Raw genomic sequence first — 18,571 nt, forward strand, 5'->3', positions numbered from 1 at the left:
CCCTCAGGCCGGACGGACCCCGATCGCCCGCTCGACCGCGTCCGGGTCGACCTCGGGCGGTGTGCCGCCGAACTCGGGGCACACGCTCTGGTGCGCGCACCAGCCGCACAACGGGGTGCGGCGGGTGGGCCAGGCCCCGCTCGTGGCCGACGCCTCGATGCCCTGCCAGATGCTCCTGATCCGCTGCTCGGTCGCGAGCAGCTCACGCTCGGTCGGCTCGCTGCGCAGCACCTGACCGTCGCCGAGGTAGACGAGCTGGAGCATCTTGGGGATCTCCCCGCGCTCGCGCCACAGCACCAGGCCGTAGAAGCGCATCTGGAAGACCGCCGAGCTCTCGTAGCCGGGGCGTGGCGACTTCCCGGACTTGTAGTCCACGACCCGCACCGCACCGTCGGGCGCCACGTCGATCCGGTCGACGATCCCGCGCAGCAGCGGGCCGCCGTCCAGCTGGGACTCCACGAAGAGCTCGCGGGAGGCCGGTTCCAGACGGTTCGGGTCCTCGAGGGTGAAGTACGTGGAGAGCAGCTTGCCGGCCCCGCCGAGCCAGTCGGTCGACTCCTGCTCGCTCGTGAACAGCTCGGCGTACTCCGGCCGGGCCTCGAGCAGCTTGTCCCACTCACCCGGCAGCAGCCCCTGGGCGTGGGCGATGCTGCGCTCCCCGAGCGGGGCGTCGTAGAGCCGCTCCAGGACCGCGTGCACGAGGGTGCCGCGAGCTGCCGCCGAGCTGGGCGGCTCGGGCAGCTTGTCGACGACCCGGAACCGGAACAGCAGCGGGCACTGGGTGAAGTCGTTGGCCCGGGAGGGTGAGAGGCCGGGGCGCCGGACAGGAGGTGGGGGAGCGGCAGGGATCGCAGGGAGCATGGGGACGAGCCTATGGCGTGGCACCGACATCACCGGCCCGTAGGGTTGCCACTGTGGACAGACGTCGTGGATGGGTCATCGGTCGGATCGCCGGAGCGCCGGTGAAGCTCCAGCCGTCGGCGCTGGTCATGGTCGTGGTGCTGACGATCCTCTTCGTGCCGACCGTGCGGGCGATGAACCCGGAGCTGGGGTCGCGGGCCGTGGCCGGCTCACTCGTCCTCGTCATCATGCTCATGGTGTCGGTGTTCCTGCACGAGGTCGCCCACGCCCTCGCCGCGAGGTCGCAGGGGATGACCGTGCACGAGCTCGCGCTGACCTTCTGGGGCGGGCACACCGCCTACTCCGACTCCCGCACCACCCCGCTCAACGCCGCGTTCATCGCGGTCGTGGGTCCCCTGACCAACCTCGTCCTGGCGGGCGCCGCCTGGCTGGGGTACCAGGCCCAGCCCGCGACGACCTCGCTCGCGCTGCTGCTCTACGTGACCGCCTTCGCGAACGCGGCCGTGGCGGCCTTCAACCTGCTGCCCGGTCTCCCGCTCGACGGCGGCCAGATCACCGAGTCGGTCGTCTGGGCGCTGACCGGTTCCCGGCTGCGCGGGACGGTCGCCGCGGCCTGGTCGGGGCGGGTCCTCGCGGTCGGGCTGGTCCTGGCCGCGATCGGGGTACCGACCCTGCGCGGGCAGCAGGTCCAGCTGCTCATGGTCGTCTGGGCGGGGCTCGTCGGCTCCTTCATGTGGAGCGCGGCGACCGGCGCGCTCGAGCGGAGCCGGACCCGTGCGCGGATCGAGACCCTCGACCCGCGACGGCTGGCCACCCCCGCCGTCGCGGTCGACGTCCGAGCCACCGTCGCCCAGGTCCGCGAGACCGTCCGGGGTGCCCAGCTCGGCGGGACCCAGGCCCACGTGGTCCTCGTCGATCACGGTCAGGTCGTCGGCTACGTCGACGACGCTGCGCTCGCAGCCGTCCCGCAGGACGCGGCCGCCTCGACGCAGGCCTGGTCGGTCATGGTCGCGCTGGCCCCCGGCTCCGTCGTCGACGGCGGGCTGCGCGGAGCGGCCTTCCACGAGGCCGCCGTGCAGGTGGCGCGCCGCTCACCCGTGGCTGTCGTCGTGGACGCCGGGCGGGTGGTGGGGCTGCTGCGCGCTGCTGACCTCGCCCGAGCGGTGCACCTAGACTGATCTGTTGTGACCTACGAACCGAACGCGACGCCCGACCTCCCCGCCACGTCAGGCACGCAGCCCGCGCCGGCGACCTCGACCGGAGCCGAGCTGCGCCGTGGTCCCTTCCGCGCCGGTGACCGGGTGCAGCTGACCGACCCGCGCGGCCGCCTGCACACGATCACGTTGGCCGCCGGTGCGAGCTTCCACACCCACCGCGGGTACTTCGAGCACGACCAGATCATCGGGGAGTCCGAGGGCTCGGTCATCCGCACCACCTCGGGCATCGAGTACCTCGCGCTGCGCCCGCTGCTCAGCGACTACACCCTGTCCATGCCGCGTGGTGCGGCTGTGGTCTACCCCAAGGACGCCGGCCAGATCGTCGCCATGGCGGACATCTTCCCCGGCGCCCGGGTGATCGAGGCCGGCGTCGGCTCCGGCGCGCTGACCATGTCGCTGCTGCGCGCGGTCGGCGACGGCGGCTCGCTGCACTCGATCGAACGCCGCGAGGACTTCGCTGCCATCGCCCGCGGGAACGTCGAGCTGTTCTTCGGCGGCCCGCACCCCGCCTGGGAGCTGTCCATCGGTGACCTCTCCGACGTGCTGCCCGAGGTGGCCGAGCCGGGCACGGTCGACCGGGTCGTCCTGGACATGCTCGCCCCGTGGGAGAACCTCGAGGCCGTCGCCCAGGCGCTCGCCCCCGGTGGCGTGCTCATCTGCTACGTGGCCACCACCACCCAGCTCTCCCGGCTCGCGGAGGACCTGCGCGACGACGGCCGGTACACCGAGCCCGAGGCGTGGGAGACCATGGTCCGGGGCTGGCACCTCGAGGGCCTGGCCGTGCGCCCCCAGCACCGGATGGTCGGCCACACCGGGTTCCTCATCACGACCCGCCGGATGGCCGACGGGATCGACGCACCGGTGCGCCGTCGTCGGCCGTCGAAGGGGTCCTACCCGGTGACGGAGGAGGAATGGAGCGCCGAGGACCTCGGCGAGCGGTCCGTCTCGGACAAGAAGGTCCGCCGTGTGCGCCGCGACGTGGGCCAGGCCGTCGAGGGCATCGCTGCCACCGGATCGTCACCGGATGACCACGTGGACGACGGAGCGGTCCCCGACGATCTGTGACAGGGTCGTAACTCGGACAGCGAAAGGGGTGCTCCTCATGAGTGACATGTCATCGCCATCAGTCCCGGGAACGGCCGGAGAGCAGGCACGCCGCCTCGCAGTGCTCTCGGCGCAGAACGAACGGCTCGCCCAGGTGCTCGGGGAGGCGCGGACGAAGATCATCGAGCTGACCAAGCAGATCGAGGAGTTCGCGAAGCCTCCCGGCACCTACGCGGTGTTCCTGGCCGACCACGGCGACGGCACCCTCGACATCGTCTCGGCCGGGCGCAAGATGCACGTCGGGGCTAGCCCGACGCTCGACCTGTCCGAGCTGCGCCCGGGGCAGGAGGTCAAGCTCAACGAGGCCCTCGTCGTGGTCGCCGCGGGCGGCTTCGAGGTGATCGGTGAGCTGGTCACGGTCAAGGAGGTGCTCGACGACGGTCGCGCCCTCGTCGTCGGACGGGCGGACGACGAGCGTGTGGTGCGCCTGGCCGGGTCCCTCGACGGCGCGCCGCTGCGCGCCGGGGACGCCCTCACCGTGGATACCCGGTCCGGGTTCGTCTTCGAACGGATCCCCAAGGCCGAGGTCGAGGAGCTCGTGCTGGAGGAGGTCCCCGACATCGACTACTCCGACATCGGTGGGCTGGGCCCGCAGATCGAGCAGATCCGGGACGCGGTCGAGCTGCCGTTCAACCACCCCGACCTGTTCCGCGAGCACGGGCTGCGCCCGCCCAAGGGGATCCTGCTCTACGGCCCGCCCGGGTGCGGCAAGACGCTCATCGCGAAGGCTGTCGCCAACTCCCTCGCCGCGGCCGTCGCCCGCCGCTCCGCGGAGCGTCAGGTGGCCGACGGCGCCGACCCGGCGCTCGTGGAGACCGCCGCCCAGGCGAAGAGCTACTTCCTCAACGTCAAGGGCCCCGAGCTGCTCAACAAGTACGTCGGGGAGACCGAGCGTCACATCCGGCTGATCTTCGCCCGGGCCCGCGAGAAGGCCTCCCAGGGCAACCCCGTCGTGGTCTTCTTCGACGAGATGGAGTCGCTGTTCCGGACCCGCGGGACCGGCCTGTCCTCCGACGTCGAGACGACCATCGTGCCGCAGCTGCTCGCCGAGATCGACGGCGTCGAGCGGCTCGAGAACGTCATCGTCATCGGAGCCTCCAACCGCGAGGACATGATCGACCCGGCGATCCTGCGCCCGGGCCGGCTGGACGTGAAGATCAAGATCGAGCGGCCCGACGCCGAGGGCGCCCGGGAGATCTTCGGCAAGTACCTCACGCCGAACCTGCCGATCCACGCCGACGACCTCGCCGAGCACGGCGGGGACGTGGGCGCCGCTCTCGAGGCGATGATCCAGCGTGTCGTGGAGCGGATGTACGCCGACTCCGACGCGAACCAGTTCCTCGAGGTCACCTACGCCTCGGGGGACAAGGAGATCTTGTACTTCAAGGACTTCAACTCCGGGGCGATGATCCAGAACATCGTCGACCGGGCCAAGAAGTCGGCGATCAAGGACTTCCTGGCGACCGGTCAGCGGGGGATCCGGGTGGACCACCTCATCGCCGGGTGCGTGGACGAGTACAAGGAGAACGAGGACCTGCCCAACACCACCAACCCGGACGACTGGGCGCGGATCTCGGGGAAGAAGGGCGAGCGCATCGTCTTCATCCGCACGATCGTCCAGGACAAGGACGGCAAGGGCAAGAACGCCGCCGGCCGCACGATCGACAACGTCACCAACACCGGCCAGTACCTCTAGCCCACCCCCCTCCCACCCACCCCACCCCCCCACCCACCCCACCCCGCTGAGTGCGGGGTTCTACACGCTGATCATCGGCGTTTCGCGTGGAGAATCCCCCACTCACGGGACGTGGGACGGAACGGGGGACGGGGATGGTGGGGACTGGGTCGGTAGGGTTGGGGGGTGACTGTGCGCAGGGTGATGGGGATCGAGACCGAGTACGGCGTCCTCCAGCAAGGAATCCCGCTGGCGAACCCGATGCTCATGTCCAGCCAGGTGGTGACCGCCTACCGGGCGATCAGCTCGACGGCCCGCGGCCGGGCCCGGTGGGACTACGACGACGAGGACCCGCTGCTCGATGCCCGGGGCTTCCACGTCCCGCGTGCCTCCGCCCACCCCTCGCTGCTCACCGACGACCCCACCCGCCCGGCCCCAGCCGGTCCGCCGTCGGGCACCGCCGATGAGCTGCAGGCGATCGTGCGGCCCACGACCGAGGCCTACGACGACCCCAGCGCCGCGAACGCGATCCTCACCAACGGTGCGCGCCTGTACGTCGACCACGCCCACCCCGAGTACTCCTCGCCCGAGGTGACCAACCCGCTCGACGGCGTGCGCTGGGACGTGGCTGGGGAGCGGGTCATGCTTGCCGCCTCCCGGGAGGTGGCCGCGACCATGGGGCTGGACATCCAGCTCTACAAGAACAACATCGACGGCAAGGGCGCCAGCTACGGCACCCACGAGAACTTCCTCGTCGACCGGCAGGTCCCCTTCACCACGATCATCGAGCTGCTCACCTCCTTCCTGGTGACCCGGACGGTGTTCACCGGGTCCGGGCGGGTGGGCCTCGGGGCGACCGGCACCGACGCCGGGTTCCAGATGTCCCAGCGGGCGGACTACATGGAGGCCGAGGTGGGCCTCGAGACGACGCTGCGCCGCCCGATCATCAACACCCGCGACGAGCCGCACGCCGACCGGGTGCGCTGGCGCCGGCTGCACCTGATCATCGGGGACGCGAACCTCTTCGAAACGGCGACCTACCTCAAGCTCGGGACGACGTCGATGGTGCTGTGGGTGCTCGAGCACCTCGACGACCTTCCGGGGGCACGCCGTGAGCTGGCCGCCCTGCGGCTCAAGGACCCGGTCGCCGACGTCGCCCGGGTCAGCCGCGACCTCGACCTCACCGCCCTCCTGGATCTCGCCGACGGGCGCCGGATGACCGCCCTCGACGTGCAGCGCTCCTACCTCGACGTGGTCGCGCGCGTCCTCGACGTGACCGGCTGGGACGAGGCGAGCCGCGCGGTGACGGACCGGTGGGAGGACGTGCTCACGCGGCTGGGCACGGACCGTTCCGCGTGCGCGCGCGACGTCGAGTGGGTCGCCAAGCTGCGGCTGCTGGAGGGTCTGCGCAGCCGGGACGGCCTCGCCTGGGACCACCCGCGGCTGCGGGCGATGGACCTGCAGTGGTGCGACGTGCGCCCCGAGCGGAGCATCTACCACCGCCTCGTCGCGGCCGGTGCGGTCGAGCGGCTGGTCACCGACGCCGAGGTCGCCGTCGCCACCGCGCACCCGCCCACGGACACCCGCGCGTTCTTCCGTGGTGAGGCGATGGCCCGGTTCCCGGCGGAGATCTCCGCGGCGAGCTGGGACTCGGTGATCTTCGACATCCCCGGTGCGCCCTCGCTGCAGCGCGTGCCGATGATGGACCCGTGGCGGGGCACACAGGAGCACGTCGGTGCACTGTTCGCCGAGCACGACGACGCCGGAGAGTTCCTCGCCGCGCTCATGGGGTGAGCCCACCCCACTGAGGCGATCGGGGGCGCCACAGTGGGGCTCGGAGTAGCAGCGCAGCGGGGCTCGGAGCAGCGCCTCAGCGCAGCTCGGAGTAGCGGCGCAGCACCGTGCGCGCCGTCGTGACCTGCCGTTCGAAGGTGAGACCCAGCGTGAGGAGCACCCCCCCGACGCCCGCCAGGACGACCCACCCCGGGATCCCGGACAGCGCGGCCAGGGCGGGCGGGCCCGCCAGGACCACCGTCTGGACGGCGAGAGCGACACCGCCGCAGGCCACCGGCGCCTGCCACCGCAGCGTCACGCCCAGGACGAGCCACCCGGCGGCCACCACCAACGCGACGGCGATCCACCACCCGGTCGGGTCGGCGAACATGGCCAGGGTGGTCGGGACGATCGTGGCGAGCGCACCGGCGGAGACCGTGCGCCAGGTGGACGACGACGGCGCCACCTGCGCGGCGCGCACGGCGACGACCGCGACGAAGGCCCCCGCGAACGTCAGCAGCGCGAAGAATGCACCGTGCCCGGTCATCGACTCCGTCCCGGTCACCGACTCCGGCAGCTCGGACGCGCTGAGCAGCACGGCAGCGTAGGCCCCGGCCACAGCGGGTGCGGCACGGAGCGCGAACTCCAGGTGCGAGCGGACCCGGGGCGCCCCGGGTGGCGTGCCGAGCAGAGCCGCGGCCCCCCACACGGCCACCAGGGCCCCCGCGACCCACACGGTCATGGTGTCGAAGGATCCCCGGGCCACCAGGACCCCGACCGGGGCGGTCACCAGGAGCGTGCACACCGTGACCGCCCACACCCGAGGATCGCCCACCAGGACGGAGGGACGGGAGCTGACGGGGACCGTCCGCGGGAACCAGGTCCGGGTGACGTGGACGGCGAGCAGGGCGGTGCTCGTGACTGCCACCGCGGTCCACAGGCCCAGGGTCAGGACGAGCCGCTGCGTCGCCGGGTCCAGGCCCGACGTTCCCGCGGCCTGCGGGCCGGCAACACGATCGGCCACCTGAGCGGCGAGGGCCACCGCGCGCCCACCCAGCCCGACGGCGGCGGCGACCAGCGCGAGCACGGCGAGGGCGAGGGCGAGCGGGCGCACCCGCGGGCGACGGCTCACGGTGAGGAGGTGGGCGATCGTCCCCAGGCACACCACGGCCACCGCCACGATCACGGCGCGCACCTCCGTGGCCGAGGACGGCGCCAGGAGGACGGTTGGGAGGATCAGCACCACCAGGCCCGCGACCAGGATGCGGAGGGGACCCTCCTGGGAGCGGTCCGCCCGCAGCGACGCCACGAGCTGCCAGAGACCGACCGCGACCACGACCAGGCCTCCGGGTGCGGTGTAGGACTCCGGCGGGAAGCTGGTGCCGGCCAGGGAGACCCACGAGGCGCACACCGCGAGAGCCAGCGCGAGCCAGGCCCACCGGGGGCGCCCGGACACGACGGCGTAGGCGAGGGTCCCCGCGGCGCAGATCATCAGGGCGATCGACACCCGCGTGGACTCCCCGGTACTCACCACGACCGCTGTGGTGACCACCGCGAGGACGATGACGGCGACCTCGCAGCCCAGCCAGGCAGGACCGACCGGGGACCTTCTCGCGCCCGCGAAGGTGATGAGGACGGCCAGCAGCCCGAGGACCGCCAGCGACCAGTCGAGGTCACCGAGCGAGAGGTCCAGGTCCAGGGCGATCGGGCGCAGGCTGAGCAGCAGGAGCACCGCCAGCACGGGGGCGGCCGCTCCCGCCGCGGCGCGCAGCCACACCTGCGCGGGCGGCTGTGCGGCGAAGCCCAGCTGCCAGGTCGCGACGATCGCGACGACCAGCACGGTCGTGGACAGCAGGGAGGACCCGAGGGGTTGACCGGTGTCCGCCGGCGTCGCGGTCACGGCGATCGAGAATCCGGCGACAAGACCGGGGACGAGCAGCACCGCCGCGGCGGCCAGGGCGGCGAGCTGGTCGGCGCCGAGCGGACGGGCGGGGCGCCGGCCGACCGCCGTCGGCATGGCCGCCGCGGCGAGGACGAGGAGGACCGGCAACGGCGCCGCGTACCACCCGAGGGAGGTCCACCCCGCCACGAGCCGGGCGAGGATGGCGAAGCCGACGGAGGTTATGACGAGCGAGCCGAAGAGCAGCGCCGCACGGTTGCCGGGGCCGGCCGGGACCCAGGAGCGGGCGACGCACAGGACCAGCCCGGCGACGGCGAAGGACGCTGCGACGAGGGCGCGCCCACCCTCGCCGGTCACCGAGGCGTCCGCACCGGCGGCCAGGGAGAAGGACAGGAGAGTGGCCGTGGTCACCGCAGCGGCGCAGAACGCCTGGGCGCACCTGAGCACGAGGGTGAGGAGGCGGTCCGGTGGGAACGGCGCCGCTGCCGGTGGGAGCGGCGGTGCGGGCAGGCGGGCGCTGGTGACGCAGACCAGCACCGCGAGCGTCAGCCAGGTCGCGGCCGCCCACACGACGTCGGGCATGAGGAGGGGGAGCCCCAGCAGCCCGACGGCCGACGCCACGACGCTCACCCCGAGCGGGTGAGTGGAGAAGGTCCCGCGCGGGCGCGGCGCGGCGGCGACCGGTGCGGGGTACCGCGGGTAGGCGGTGAGGGGGCCGTAGGTGGAGAGGGGGCCGGCGGTGGGGAGGGGAGCCAAGGCGGGCTGCCCAGGGGCGGGGCCAGGGGACGGTGCGAGGGACGGCCCTGCCGGGGTGGGCGCCCGCGCGGTGATCAGGCGCCCGCCCAGCAGGTGCAGCAGCGGTGCGGCGGCGGCCATCACCACCAGCCCAGCGAGGATCTGCGCGACGTCGAGTCGGACGAGCGGCCTGGGCGGGACCTGGGTTGCGCTCAGGACACGGAGGACCGTGAGCACGGTCATACCCACCGGCAGGATCCCGGCGACCAGGAAGACGACCCAGGCCGCGCGCGCACCCGTCGGGTTCAGGCGCGGGAGCGCTCGCAGGAGGCCCACGGTGGCGCTGACGCCGACAGCCGCGCCCAGCGGCAGCAGCCACATCAGAGCGAGGCGGAGCGTCCCGTCCAGCGCGGCGACACCGGTCGCACCCAGCAGGGCGAGGGTCGTCCCGGTCACCGCGGACCAGGCCCGACCGGAGGGCACGGGGGCGCAGACCCAGGCCCACAGGCCGCTCACCAGAGCGATCCCGGCCAGCGGGGCTAGGGTCTGCTCGGGGCCTTGGGAGACGAGGCCGGCCGCCGCGACGAACGCCGCGAGGGTCAGGTAGATCGGGGCGAGAACGGTGAGTGTCGTCCGGGCGTGCCTGAGGGTGACGGGCGCGGGAGCTGCCGTGGCGTTCGTGGTGATCCCGGTGCTCGTGGTGATCAGTCGATGCTGCCCGACCAGGCACAGAGCGGCGGAGAGGGCGAGCAGGAGGGAGGCGAGCGGGAGCGACGTGGTCCCGGTCGCGAGCACCGACGGGGCGAGCGTGAGTCCGACCAGTCCGACCACGGACGGCGTGGCGATCCCGAGCGCCCGACCGATCGGCACGAGGACCACGAAAGCGACCAGGAGGGCACCCGCCATGGTGACCGATCCGTCGACGTGGTCGGGGAGGACGGCCGCCCACAGCACCCAGGCGACGAGGACGACCAGGGCTGATCCCAGGGCCGCTATCGCCTCGGACGAGGACCGCAGGTTCGCGCGGGCGGCACGGTGCGCCCCGGCGAAGACCGCGGCGGCGATCCCGGCGAGGATCACCCCGCGAGCCGCCAGCGGCAGCTGCCCCCACGCGAAGACCGTGAAGACCAGACCCGCACCCGCGAGCAGCGTGGCGCCGAGCACGAGCAGGATCGTCTGCATCGCCCACCCGGTCCTGGCCGGCGTCGGACGGGGTGGGGCTGAGGGTGGGCCGGAGGGTGGGGCGTACCGCGGCGTGGTGGGAGGAACGAACTGCGGAGCGGATCGCGGGGCCGATGGTGGAGCCAACGGCCCGGGCAGGGACGACGGTGGCACTGCTGCTCCCACAGCCGCGCCACCCGGGGCGTACGGCGACCGGGCGGGCGACGACGGCCGCGCCAGGACGCGCATCTGCGCGATGAGCTCCGCGCGCCGGGCGAGGGTCCCCACCACCTCCTGCGACAGGTCCCAGAGCTCGCGCCCGCGGGGGCCGGCGACGTCGAGCCCGCAGGCCCGGCACGTCGTCCCGGCGAGCGGGGCCGCGCAGGCGGGGCAGCGGGACGGGTCGGTCAGCGCGCTCACGTCGAGCCACCTGGCCCGCGTGGGTTCGTGGGGCGGCATGGACCTCATGGTGGTGATCCTGCCGTAGATGGCCGGAGTTGCCCAACACGTCCGGGTCCGCTGTGGACAAACCTCTGCCACGAGGGGTGCGATGGGGTTAGATGGGAGTTCGTCGAGCCGCAGGTCGAGCAGTGCTGCGGAGGCAAGGAGGATGACATGGCACAGGAACGTCAGCACCACGCATCGCAGGACCGGGAGCCCGACGACGTCGACCCGGCACCCGCCCCGGTCGCCGCTGCACAGACCCGGGACACCGAGGTCGACGCCCTCCTCGACGAGATCGACGACGTCCTCGAGATCAACGCCGAGTCCTTCGTGCGCGGGTTCGTCCAGAAGGGCGGGCAGTGATCCGCGATGGCGGACCCCACCGGTAAGTTCCCCCGTGCCTTCCTCACCCCCGGGACCGCGTCCTTCGTCGACTTCCTTGCCGCGCACGACCCGAGCCTGCTGCCCGGTGCCCGGCCGCTGCCTGCCGGGACGGTGCCCATGACCCCGCACGCCACGACCATCGTCGCGGCGACCTTCGACGGCGGAGTGGTCATGGCGGGGGACCGGCGCGCCACGATGGGCTCCATGATCGCCAACCGGGAGATCGAGAAGGTCTTCGCCGCTGACGACTACTCCGTCGTCGGGATCGCCGGGACGGCGGGCCTGGCCATCGAGCTCGTCCGGCTGTTCCAGCTCGAGCTCGAGCACTACGAGAAGATCGAGGGCACGCTGCTGTCCCTGGACGGCAAGGCGAACCGGCTCTCGACGATGATCCGCGGCAACCTCGGCATGGCCATGCAGGGCCTGGCGGTCATCCCGCTGTTCGCCGGCTACGACCTCGACGACCACACCGGCCGGATCTTCTCCTATGACGTCACCGGCGGCCGGTACGAGGAGTACGAGCACCACAGCGTCGGCTCCGGCTCGGTCTTCGCGCGCGGCGCGCTCAAGAAGCTCTGGCGGGCCGGCATGGACGCACCCTCCGCGGTCCGGGTGGCCGTGGAGTCCTTGGTCGACGCGGCCGACGACGACTCCGCGACCGGCGGCCCGGACTCGATCCGCAAGATCTGGCCGGTCGTGGCCACGGTCACCGTCGACGGCTTCCGCCGGGTGCCCGCCGACGAGCTCGAGGACGTCGTCGACCTGATCGCCGCCGAACGGACCCGCGCGGTGCGCGACGCCCGCGCGGCCCACGGCAAGCAGCACGGAGGTGACCTGCGATGAGCATGCCGTTCTACGTCTCGCCCGAACAGCTCATGAAGGACCGTGCGGACTACGCCCGCAAGGGCATCGCACGCGGCCGGTCCGTCGTCGTCGCCGCCTACGACGACGGGATCGCCTTCGCGACGGAGAACCCGTCCCGGGCCCTGCACAAGATCTCCGAGATCTATGACCGGATCGCCTTCGCCGCGGTGGGCAAGTACAACGAGTTCGAGAACCTGCGGGTCGCCGGCGTGCGCTACGCGGACCTGCGCGGCTACTCCTACGACAGGTCAGACGTCAACGCCCGGGGGCTCGCCAACGCCTACGCCCAGACGCTCGGGACGGTCTTCACGACCGAGTCCAAGCCGCTCGAGGTCGAGCTCGTCGTGGCCCAGGTGGGTGCCACCCACGATCTGGACCAGATCTACCGGCTGTCCTACGACGGCTCGGTCGGCGACGAGCACGGGTACGTCGTCATGGGTGGCCAGGCCGAGCAGCTCGGGGAGGTCATGAGCACCGGATGGCGCCCCGGGATGACCCTTGCGGAGGTGCTCACGCTCGTGCGCACGGTCCTGGCCACACCCCTCGGCTCCGGGACCACTGAGGGCGAGCCGCGCCAGATCCCGGCGACCCACCTCGAGGTCGCGGTCCTGGACCGCACCCGCGCGCGCCGGGCCTTCCGCCGTCTCGCCGGTCCGGCGCTCGACGAGCTCCTGACATCACCGCCTGCGACGTGAGGACGCCATGAGCACCCGACGAATCTTCGGTCTGGAGACCGAGTACGGCGTCACCTGCGCCGCCGCGGACGGCCAGGGCCTGTCCGCCGACGAGGTGGCCCGGTACCTCTTCCGCAAGGTCGTGGCGTGGGGGCGGTCGTCCAACGTCTTCCTGCGCAACGGGTCCCGGTTGTACCTCGACGTGGGGTCCCACCCGGAGTACGCCACGGCGGAGTGCGACGACATCCGCCAGCTGGTCGCCTACGACCGCGGCGGGGAACGCATCCTCGAGGGGCTTGTGGCCGACGCCCAGCAACGCCTCGAGCTCGAAGGCATCCCGGGCCGGATCCACCTCTTCAAGAACAACACCGACTCCGCCGGCAACTCCTACGGCTGCCACGAGAACTACCTCGTGCGCCGCCAGGGGGACTTCGCCCGGCTCGCGGACATCCTCGTCCCCTTCCTCATCACCCGTCAGGTGCTCACCGGGGCGGGCAAGATCATGGCGACGCCGAAGGGTGCGACCTTCTGCCTGTCCCAGCGCGCGGACCACATCTGGGAGTCGGTCTCGAGCGCGACGACCCGGTCCCGGCCGATCATCAACACCCGGGACGAGCCGCACGCCGACGCCGAGAAGTACCGGCGCCTGCACGTCATCGTCGGCGACTCGTCGATGGCCGAGCCGACCACCATGCTCAAGGTCGGTGCCACCGACATGGTGCTGCGGGTCATCGAGGCCGGGATCCCGATGCGGGACATGGCGCTGGAGAACCCCATGCGGGCGATCCGGGAGATCAGCCACGACATGACCGGCAAGGCGCCGATCATGCTGGCCACCGGTCGCACGGTCACCGCGATCGAGCTGCAGCAGGAGTACCTCACCCGGGTCCGGACCTTCGTGGAGGACAGCGGGGAGATCTCCTCGATGGACAAGCAGGTCTTCGACCTGTGGGAGCGCGGGCTGGTCGCGCTGGAGTCGGGAGACCTGACGAGCGTGGAGCGTGAGCTCGACTGGGTGATCAAGCACCAGCTCATCCGGCGCTACCAGGACAAGCACTCCCTGGCCCTGGACGACCCGCGCATCGCCCGGCTCGACCTCGCCTACCACGACATCTCCCGGACCGAGGGCCTGTACAACCTCCTCGCCGCGCGCGGGCTGGTGGACAAGGTCGCGAGCGACATCGAAGTCTTCGAGTCGACGGCGATCCCACCCCAGACCACCCGGGCGAAGCTTCGGGGAGATTTTGTGCGCAAGGCCCAGGAGGCCAAACGGGACTACACCGTCGACTGGGTGCACCTCAAACTCAATGATCAGGCACAGCGCACCGTGCTGTGCAAGGACCCGTTCCAGAGCGTCGACGAGCGGGTGGACCGGCTGATCGAGAGCATGTGAGCGGTCGCCTCTACGAGACCTTCATCGTGGCTCGGTAGGATGGGCCGTCTATGCGCCTACGGAAACTCAGAGTCCTCGCTGCCTCGTGCGCCGTGGCCGGTGTGCTCACCGTCACTGCCGCCTGCGGCCCGTCCGCCGACGACGCTCCCTCCGCCACGGTGGCGGCCCCGGTCGTGACGATCACCGGCACGGCCGCCGAGGCTCCCGTGCTGGCCTACTCCGTGCCGCTCACCCTGGACTCCCCGGTCACCGAGGTGGTCTGGGAGGGCGACGGCGACGAGGTCGTCGAGGGTGAGCCGGTGCTGCTGCGGATCTACTCCGAGAACGGCGCCGACGCCACGGCGCTGCGCAACGACTTCCTCACGGTCCCGGCGGCGTACCTGGTCACCGACGAGGCGATCGGCTCCGACCTGGTCTCGGTGCTCTCCGGTCAGCGGGTCGGCGCCCGGATCCTGCACGCGGTCGAGACGGACGGCGTCCCGACCGTCATGAGCATCGACATCCTCCCGACCCGAGCCATGGGCGACATCAGGGACCCTGAGGCGGGGCTGCCCGTGGTCGCCGAAGACGCCGAGGGGGTGCCCACCGTGACGATCCCCGTCGACCAGCCCGCGCCGACCATGCCCGTCGTGCGACAGGTCGTGCGCGGCACCGGTGAGCAGGTCAGTGCCGGCAGCAAGGTCGTCATCCAGCTGGTGCAGGCCAAGTGGTCGACCGGGGAGGTGCTCTCCAGCACGTGGGGCGACCTGCCGGTGACCATCCCGGTCGGGACGGACGCGGTCATCGAGGGTGTCGACGAGGGTCTCGTGGACCTGCCCGTGGGCAGCAGGGTGATGCTCGTCGTCCCGCCCGGCCTGGCCTTCGGCCCCTCGGGCAACGAACTCTCCACCGAGACCCTCGTCTACGTTGTCGACATCCTTGCCGTGTCCCCGGCAGTGCCCCTCGAATGAGGTAGCGTGCCGTAGTCGTCCGCTCGCCTGAGGAAGCAGGGAACATGTCTGTGTCGGTCCGCGTCATCCCGTGTCTTGATGTCGACGCAGGCCGGGTGGTCAAGGGCGTGAACTTCGCGAACCTGCGCGACGCGGGCGACCCGGTCGAGCTGGCCCGCAAGTACGACGCCGAGGGCGCCGACGAATTGACGTTCCTCGATGTCTCGGCGTCGTCGGGGAACCGCGAGACGACGTACGACGTCGTGCGGCGCACCGCCGAGGAGGTCTTCATCCCGCTGACCGTGGGTGGCGGGGTGCGCAGCGCGGACGACGTGGACCGGCTGCTGCGCGCCGGGGCCGACAAGGTCGGGGTCAACACCGCCGCGATCGCCCGCCCCGAGCTGCTCTCCGAGATCGCCGACCGCTTCGGCAGCCAGGTGCTCGTGCTCTCGGTCGACGCCCGCCGGGTGACCGGTGACGTGCGCACCGAGTCCGGCTACGAGGTGACGACCCACGGCGGCCGGCAGGGCACGGGCATCGACGCCGTTGAATGGGCGGTGCGGGCGGCTGAGCTCGGCGCGGGGGAGATCCTGCTCAACTCGATGGACGCCGACGGCACCTACGACGGCTTCGACCTCGAGATGTTCGCCGCCGTGCGCAGCCGGGTGAGCGTCCCGCTCATCGCCAGCGGCGGCGCGTCGAGCGCCGCGGACTTCACTGCCGCGGCGAAGGCGGGCGCGGACGCCGTGCTCGCGGCGAGCGTCTTCCACTTCGGCAGGCTGACCATCGGCGAGGTCAAGGACGCGATGGCAGCGGACGGGATCGTGGTGCGGGGAACCGCTCGCTGAGCGCGTCGGCGTCGGCCGGGCTGGCGTGGATCTGCACGTCGGCCGCGGCGCCACGGCCGAACCCGTGCAAGATGAGCTCGGAGACGGGCCCGGCGACCACGACGCTGCCGTGGCCGGAGCGGGGGCGTCGCACCACGACCCGGTGGCCCTCGTCCGCCGCGAGGATCACCCCGGTGGGGGCGGGCCGGTAGAGAAGGCGTGCGAAGTGGCGGAAGTGGGCCCACAGCGCGGCGGCGTGCGCCGGGTCGAGAGGGTCCACGCCGGGGGAGTCCGCAGGCGGCTGGGCGCGGACCACGTCCTGGATGTGGACGTAGAACTCGATGAGGTTCATCGGCTCCCCGGCCCAGCTACCCGGCGCCAGGCGGCCCGGCCCCGCGGCGATCTCCGCCACCAGCCGGTCGTACTCCGCGCGGTCGCGGGCCCGCTCGGCCAGGTCAGCGGTCCGCCCCAGCGCCCATGGCGTCCGGTCGCGCAGCACCAGGTGGGCGGCGAGATGCTCGGTCTGCCACCCCTCGCACAGCGTCGGGCGCCCCGGTCCGAGGTCGGCCAGGACGCGGGCCAGGCCCGCACGTTCGTCGACGTTCCACGTAGTTGCCATGTGCCCATCGTGGCACGTGGGGGCACGCGTGACTGTGAGAGGATCGATGCTTCCCTCGCTTAGGACGGTTCCGCTCGTGACCACCCATGCCCTCACCGGAAGCCGTACCCGTCGTTCCCTGGCTCTCATGGGGGCGGGGATCCGCGCCGAGTGGCGCATCTACGTCCTCGCGATCGGCGCCTCCGCGATCTTCGGCGGACTGACGGTCGCCGTGAGCCAGGTCCTCGGCGCGGTGACCGACTCGATCGTCGTCCCGGCGATGAACGACGCCACTCCGGCCCGGCGGGCCTGGATCGGTGGCGCAGCGCTGGCCGGAGTCGGCCTCGTCCTCGCCCTGAGCGTCGCGGCGCGCCGGATCTTCGCCGGCATCGGGGTGGCGAACCTGCAGGCCCGGCACCGACGGGCGGTCACCGCCCGGTACCTCGAGCTGCCGATGTCGTGGCACCGCGCGCACCCCACCGGCCAGCTGCTCTCCAACGTCAGCTCCGACGTCGAGGCCGCGACCGGGGTGTTCAACCCCCTGCCCTTCGCCCTCGGCGTGTGCGTGATGATCCTCATCGCCGCCGTCGCCCTGGTCAGCCTGGACGGCTGGCTCGCCGTCGCGGCGCTGAGCGTGCTGCCCGTCGCGGTCCTGGTGAACTTCGTCTTCCAGAAGTACATGTCCCCGGCCATCACCCTCGCCCAGCAGCTCCGCGCCGAGGTCGCCGACGTCGCGCACGAGAGCTTCGAGGCGGCGCTGCTCGTCAAGGCGCTGGGCACCGAGGCCCGCGAGGAGGCCCGCTTCGCCGAGCGCACCGCCGCGCTGCGCGCCGCCAACGTCAAGGTCGGCACGGTCCGGGCGTTCTTCGACCCGATCATCGAGTTCCTGCCGCCGCTGGGCACGCTGCTCGTGCTGCTCGTGGGCACCGTCCGGGTCCAGAGCGGGGCGGTCGAGACCGGTGAGGTGGTCTCGGCGGCCTACCTGCTGACGATGATGGCCGTCCCGGTCCGAGCCTTCGGCTGGGTGCTCGGGGAGCTGCCGCGCGGCATCGTCGGCTACGACCGGATCAGCCAGGTCCTCGACGCCCGAGGTGCCCTCGTCCCCGGCACCCGCCGCCTCCCCACCCCACCCACCCCACCCACCTCGCTGAGTGCGGCCGAACGGCTGGACAAAACGCCCAGCGGGCAGCCGTTCGCCCGCACTCAGCGAGGGCGTGAGGGGTTGACGGTCCGGCTGACGGACGTCGGTGTGAGCGTTCCCAGCGCGACCGGTGACGTGGACCTGCTCCGGGGGATCACCCTCGACGTGGCACCGGGGGAGACCGTCGCGGTGGTCGGGTCGACCGGGGCCGGCAAGACGACGCTCGTCTCGCTGCTCAGCCGGCTCTCCGACCCCAGCCGCGGGCAGGTGCTGCTCGACGGCGTCGACGTCCGCGAGCTCGTCCCGACCGAGGTGACCGGGGCGGTGGCCTTCGTCTCGCAGACCACCTTCATCTTCGAGGACACGATCCGGGCCAACATCACCCTGGCCGACGACGACGACCCCACCCGCCCCGGCGACGACGAGGTGTGGGCCGCCCTCGAGCTGGCCCGGGTGGCCGACGTCGTGCGCGCGCTCCCGCTGGGCCTGGACGCCCCGCTCGGGGAGCGCGGCGCGAACCTCTCCGGCGGGCAGCGTCAGCGGGTGGCGCTCGCCCGGGCGCTGGTGCGCCAGCCCCGGCTGCTCATCCTCGACGACGCCACGAGTGCCGTCGACCCCGAGGTCGAGCAGGGCATCCTCGCCGGCCTGCGGGCTGGCTCCGGGACGACCGTGATCATGGTCGCCTACCGGATGTCGAGCGTCGCCCTGGCCGACCGGGTGGTGCACCTGGAGTCGGGGGCGGTCGTCGACACCGGCCCCGCCCACGAGCTCATCGAACGAGACGAAGGATTCCGCGATCTCGCGCTGGCCTACCAGCGTGAGGCCGCCCGACGGGAGGACGAGGCGTGAGCGCCGCACGAAAGGTCCCGCACGGGACCACAGCACACGAGG

Annotated in this window: 14 protein-coding genes; 11 read left to right on the forward strand and 3 right to left on the reverse strand. The window is 72.3% G+C overall.

Features of this window, described 5'->3' with window-relative positions:
• Positions 1 to 3: 3 nt before the first annotated feature.
• A complete protein-coding gene (locus tag ACWA15_RS08565; protein WP_464059190.1) occupies positions 4 to 861 on the reverse strand; it encodes a RecB family exonuclease in 858 nt (285 codons plus the stop codon).
• A 53-nt stretch (positions 862 to 914) separates the two neighbouring features.
• On the opposite strand from ACWA15_RS08565, the gene ACWA15_RS08570 reads away from it, so the two are divergent.
• The 4 genes from ACWA15_RS08570 to dop all read left to right on the forward strand — a co-directional run bounded on the left by ACWA15_RS08570 (position 915) and on the right by dop (position 6,651).
• Positions 915 to 2,039 (forward strand): M50 family metallopeptidase, encoded by a 1,125-nt coding sequence (locus tag ACWA15_RS08570; RefSeq protein ID WP_464059191.1) that lies wholly within the window; start codon positions 915 to 917, stop codon positions 2,037 to 2,039.
• 90 nt (positions 2,040 to 2,129) lie between these two features.
• Positions 2,130 to 3,143: a tRNA (adenine-N1)-methyltransferase gene (locus tag ACWA15_RS08575; RefSeq protein ID WP_464059456.1), complete on the forward strand. Its 1,014-nt coding sequence runs from the start codon at positions 2,130 to 2,132 to the stop codon at positions 3,141 to 3,143.
• 46 nt (positions 3,144 to 3,189) lie between these two features.
• Entirely contained in the window at positions 3,190 to 4,878 is a 1,689-nt protein-coding gene (arc, locus tag ACWA15_RS08580; RefSeq protein WP_464059192.1) for a proteasome ATPase, read from the forward strand.
• 183 nt (positions 4,879 to 5,061) lie between these two features.
• Positions 5,062 to 6,651 carry a depupylase/deamidase Dop gene (gene dop / locus ACWA15_RS08585; protein WP_464059458.1) on the forward strand — a complete coding sequence of 530 codons (1,590 nt, stop codon included), beginning with the start codon at positions 5,062 to 5,064 and terminating at the stop codon, positions 6,649 to 6,651.
• A gap of 76 nt (positions 6,652 to 6,727) precedes the next feature.
• Here the strand turns inward: dop and ACWA15_RS08590 are convergent, their stop codons facing one another.
• Positions 6,728 to 10,894 (reverse strand): SCO7613 C-terminal domain-containing membrane protein, encoded by a 4,167-nt coding sequence (locus ACWA15_RS08590; protein WP_464059193.1) that lies wholly within the window; start codon positions 10,892 to 10,894, stop codon positions 6,728 to 6,730.
• Between the two features lie 147 nt (positions 10,895 to 11,041).
• Between ACWA15_RS08590 and ACWA15_RS08595 the strand changes: the two genes are divergently transcribed.
• The 6 genes from ACWA15_RS08595 to hisF are packed head-to-tail and all read left to right on the forward strand — an operon-like array spanning position 11,042 to position 15,962.
• A complete protein-coding gene (locus tag ACWA15_RS08595; protein ID WP_464059194.1) occupies positions 11,042 to 11,233 on the forward strand; it encodes a ubiquitin-like protein Pup in 192 nt (63 codons plus the stop codon).
• Between the two features lie 6 nt (positions 11,234 to 11,239).
• Complete coding sequence (gene prcB / locus ACWA15_RS08600) at positions 11,240 to 12,097, forward strand: proteasome subunit beta (protein ID WP_464059195.1); 858 nt, start codon at positions 11,240 to 11,242, stop codon at positions 12,095 to 12,097.
• Complete coding sequence (prcA, locus tag ACWA15_RS08605) at positions 12,094 to 12,813, forward strand: proteasome subunit alpha (RefSeq protein ID WP_464059197.1); 720 nt, start codon at positions 12,094 to 12,096, stop codon at positions 12,811 to 12,813. Before prcB ends, prcA begins: the two co-directional genes overlap by 4 nt.
• Before the next feature lie 7 nt (positions 12,814 to 12,820).
• Positions 12,821 to 14,185 carry a Pup--protein ligase gene (gene pafA / locus ACWA15_RS08610; RefSeq protein ID WP_464059198.1) on the forward strand — a complete coding sequence of 455 codons (1,365 nt, stop codon included), beginning with the start codon at positions 12,821 to 12,823 and terminating at the stop codon, positions 14,183 to 14,185.
• Positions 14,186 to 14,235: 50 nt separating this feature from the next.
• Entirely contained in the window at positions 14,236 to 15,135 is a 900-nt protein-coding gene (locus ACWA15_RS08615; protein ID WP_464059199.1) for an FKBP-type peptidyl-prolyl cis-trans isomerase, read from the forward strand.
• Positions 15,136 to 15,179: 44 nt separating this feature from the next.
• Positions 15,180 to 15,962, forward strand: a complete 783-nt coding sequence (gene hisF, locus ACWA15_RS08620) for an imidazole glycerol phosphate synthase subunit HisF (protein ID WP_464059200.1) — start codon at positions 15,180 to 15,182, stop codon at positions 15,960 to 15,962.
• Here hisF and ACWA15_RS08625 read toward each other — a convergent pair.
• Positions 15,910 to 16,560, reverse strand: coding sequence for a TIGR03085 family metal-binding protein (locus tag ACWA15_RS08625; protein ID WP_464059201.1), 651 nt, complete (start codon positions 16,558 to 16,560; stop codon positions 15,910 to 15,912). The two genes, hisF and ACWA15_RS08625, sit on opposite strands and share 53 nt — an antisense overlap.
• Before the next feature lie 127 nt (positions 16,561 to 16,687).
• Here ACWA15_RS08625 and ACWA15_RS08630 point away from each other — a divergent pair, with 127 nt between their 5' ends.
• Positions 16,688 to 18,529, forward strand: coding sequence for an ABC transporter ATP-binding protein (locus tag ACWA15_RS08630; RefSeq protein ID WP_464059460.1), 1,842 nt, complete (start codon positions 16,688 to 16,690; stop codon positions 18,527 to 18,529).
• Positions 18,530 to 18,571 lie beyond the last annotated feature (42 nt).

The sequence above is a fragment of the Sanguibacter sp. TS_SC_8 genome, assembly GCF_055361235.1.

Coding starts and splice junctions, on each gene's coding strand:
- ACWA15_RS08565 (WP_464059190.1), bottom strand. CDS start 861: ATGCTCCCTGCGATCCCTGCCGCTCCCCCACCTCCTGTCCGGCGCCCC.
- arc (WP_464059192.1), top strand. CDS start 3,190: ATGTCATCGCCATCAGTCCCGGGAACGGCCGGAGAGCAGGCACGCCGC.
- dop (WP_464059458.1), top strand. CDS start 5,062: ATGGGGATCGAGACCGAGTACGGCGTCCTCCAGCAAGGAATCCCGCTG.
- ACWA15_RS08590 (WP_464059193.1), bottom strand. CDS start 10,894: ATGAGGTCCATGCCGCCCCACGAACCCACGCGGGCCAGGTGGCTCGAC.
- ACWA15_RS08595 (WP_464059194.1), top strand. CDS start 11,042: ATGGCACAGGAACGTCAGCACCACGCATCGCAGGACCGGGAGCCCGAC.
- prcB (WP_464059195.1), top strand. CDS start 11,240: ATGGCGGACCCCACCGGTAAGTTCCCCCGTGCCTTCCTCACCCCCGGG.
- prcA (WP_464059197.1), top strand. CDS start 12,094: ATGAGCATGCCGTTCTACGTCTCGCCCGAACAGCTCATGAAGGACCGT.
- pafA (WP_464059198.1), top strand. CDS start 12,821: ATGAGCACCCGACGAATCTTCGGTCTGGAGACCGAGTACGGCGTCACC.
- ACWA15_RS08615 (WP_464059199.1), top strand. CDS start 14,236: ATGCGCCTACGGAAACTCAGAGTCCTCGCTGCCTCGTGCGCCGTGGCC.
- hisF (WP_464059200.1), top strand. CDS start 15,180: ATGTCTGTGTCGGTCCGCGTCATCCCGTGTCTTGATGTCGACGCAGGC.
- ACWA15_RS08625 (WP_464059201.1), bottom strand. CDS start 16,560: ATGGCAACTACGTGGAACGTCGACGAACGTGCGGGCCTGGCCCGCGTC.
- ACWA15_RS08630 (WP_464059460.1), top strand. CDS start 16,688: ATGGGGGCGGGGATCCGCGCCGAGTGGCGCATCTACGTCCTCGCGATC.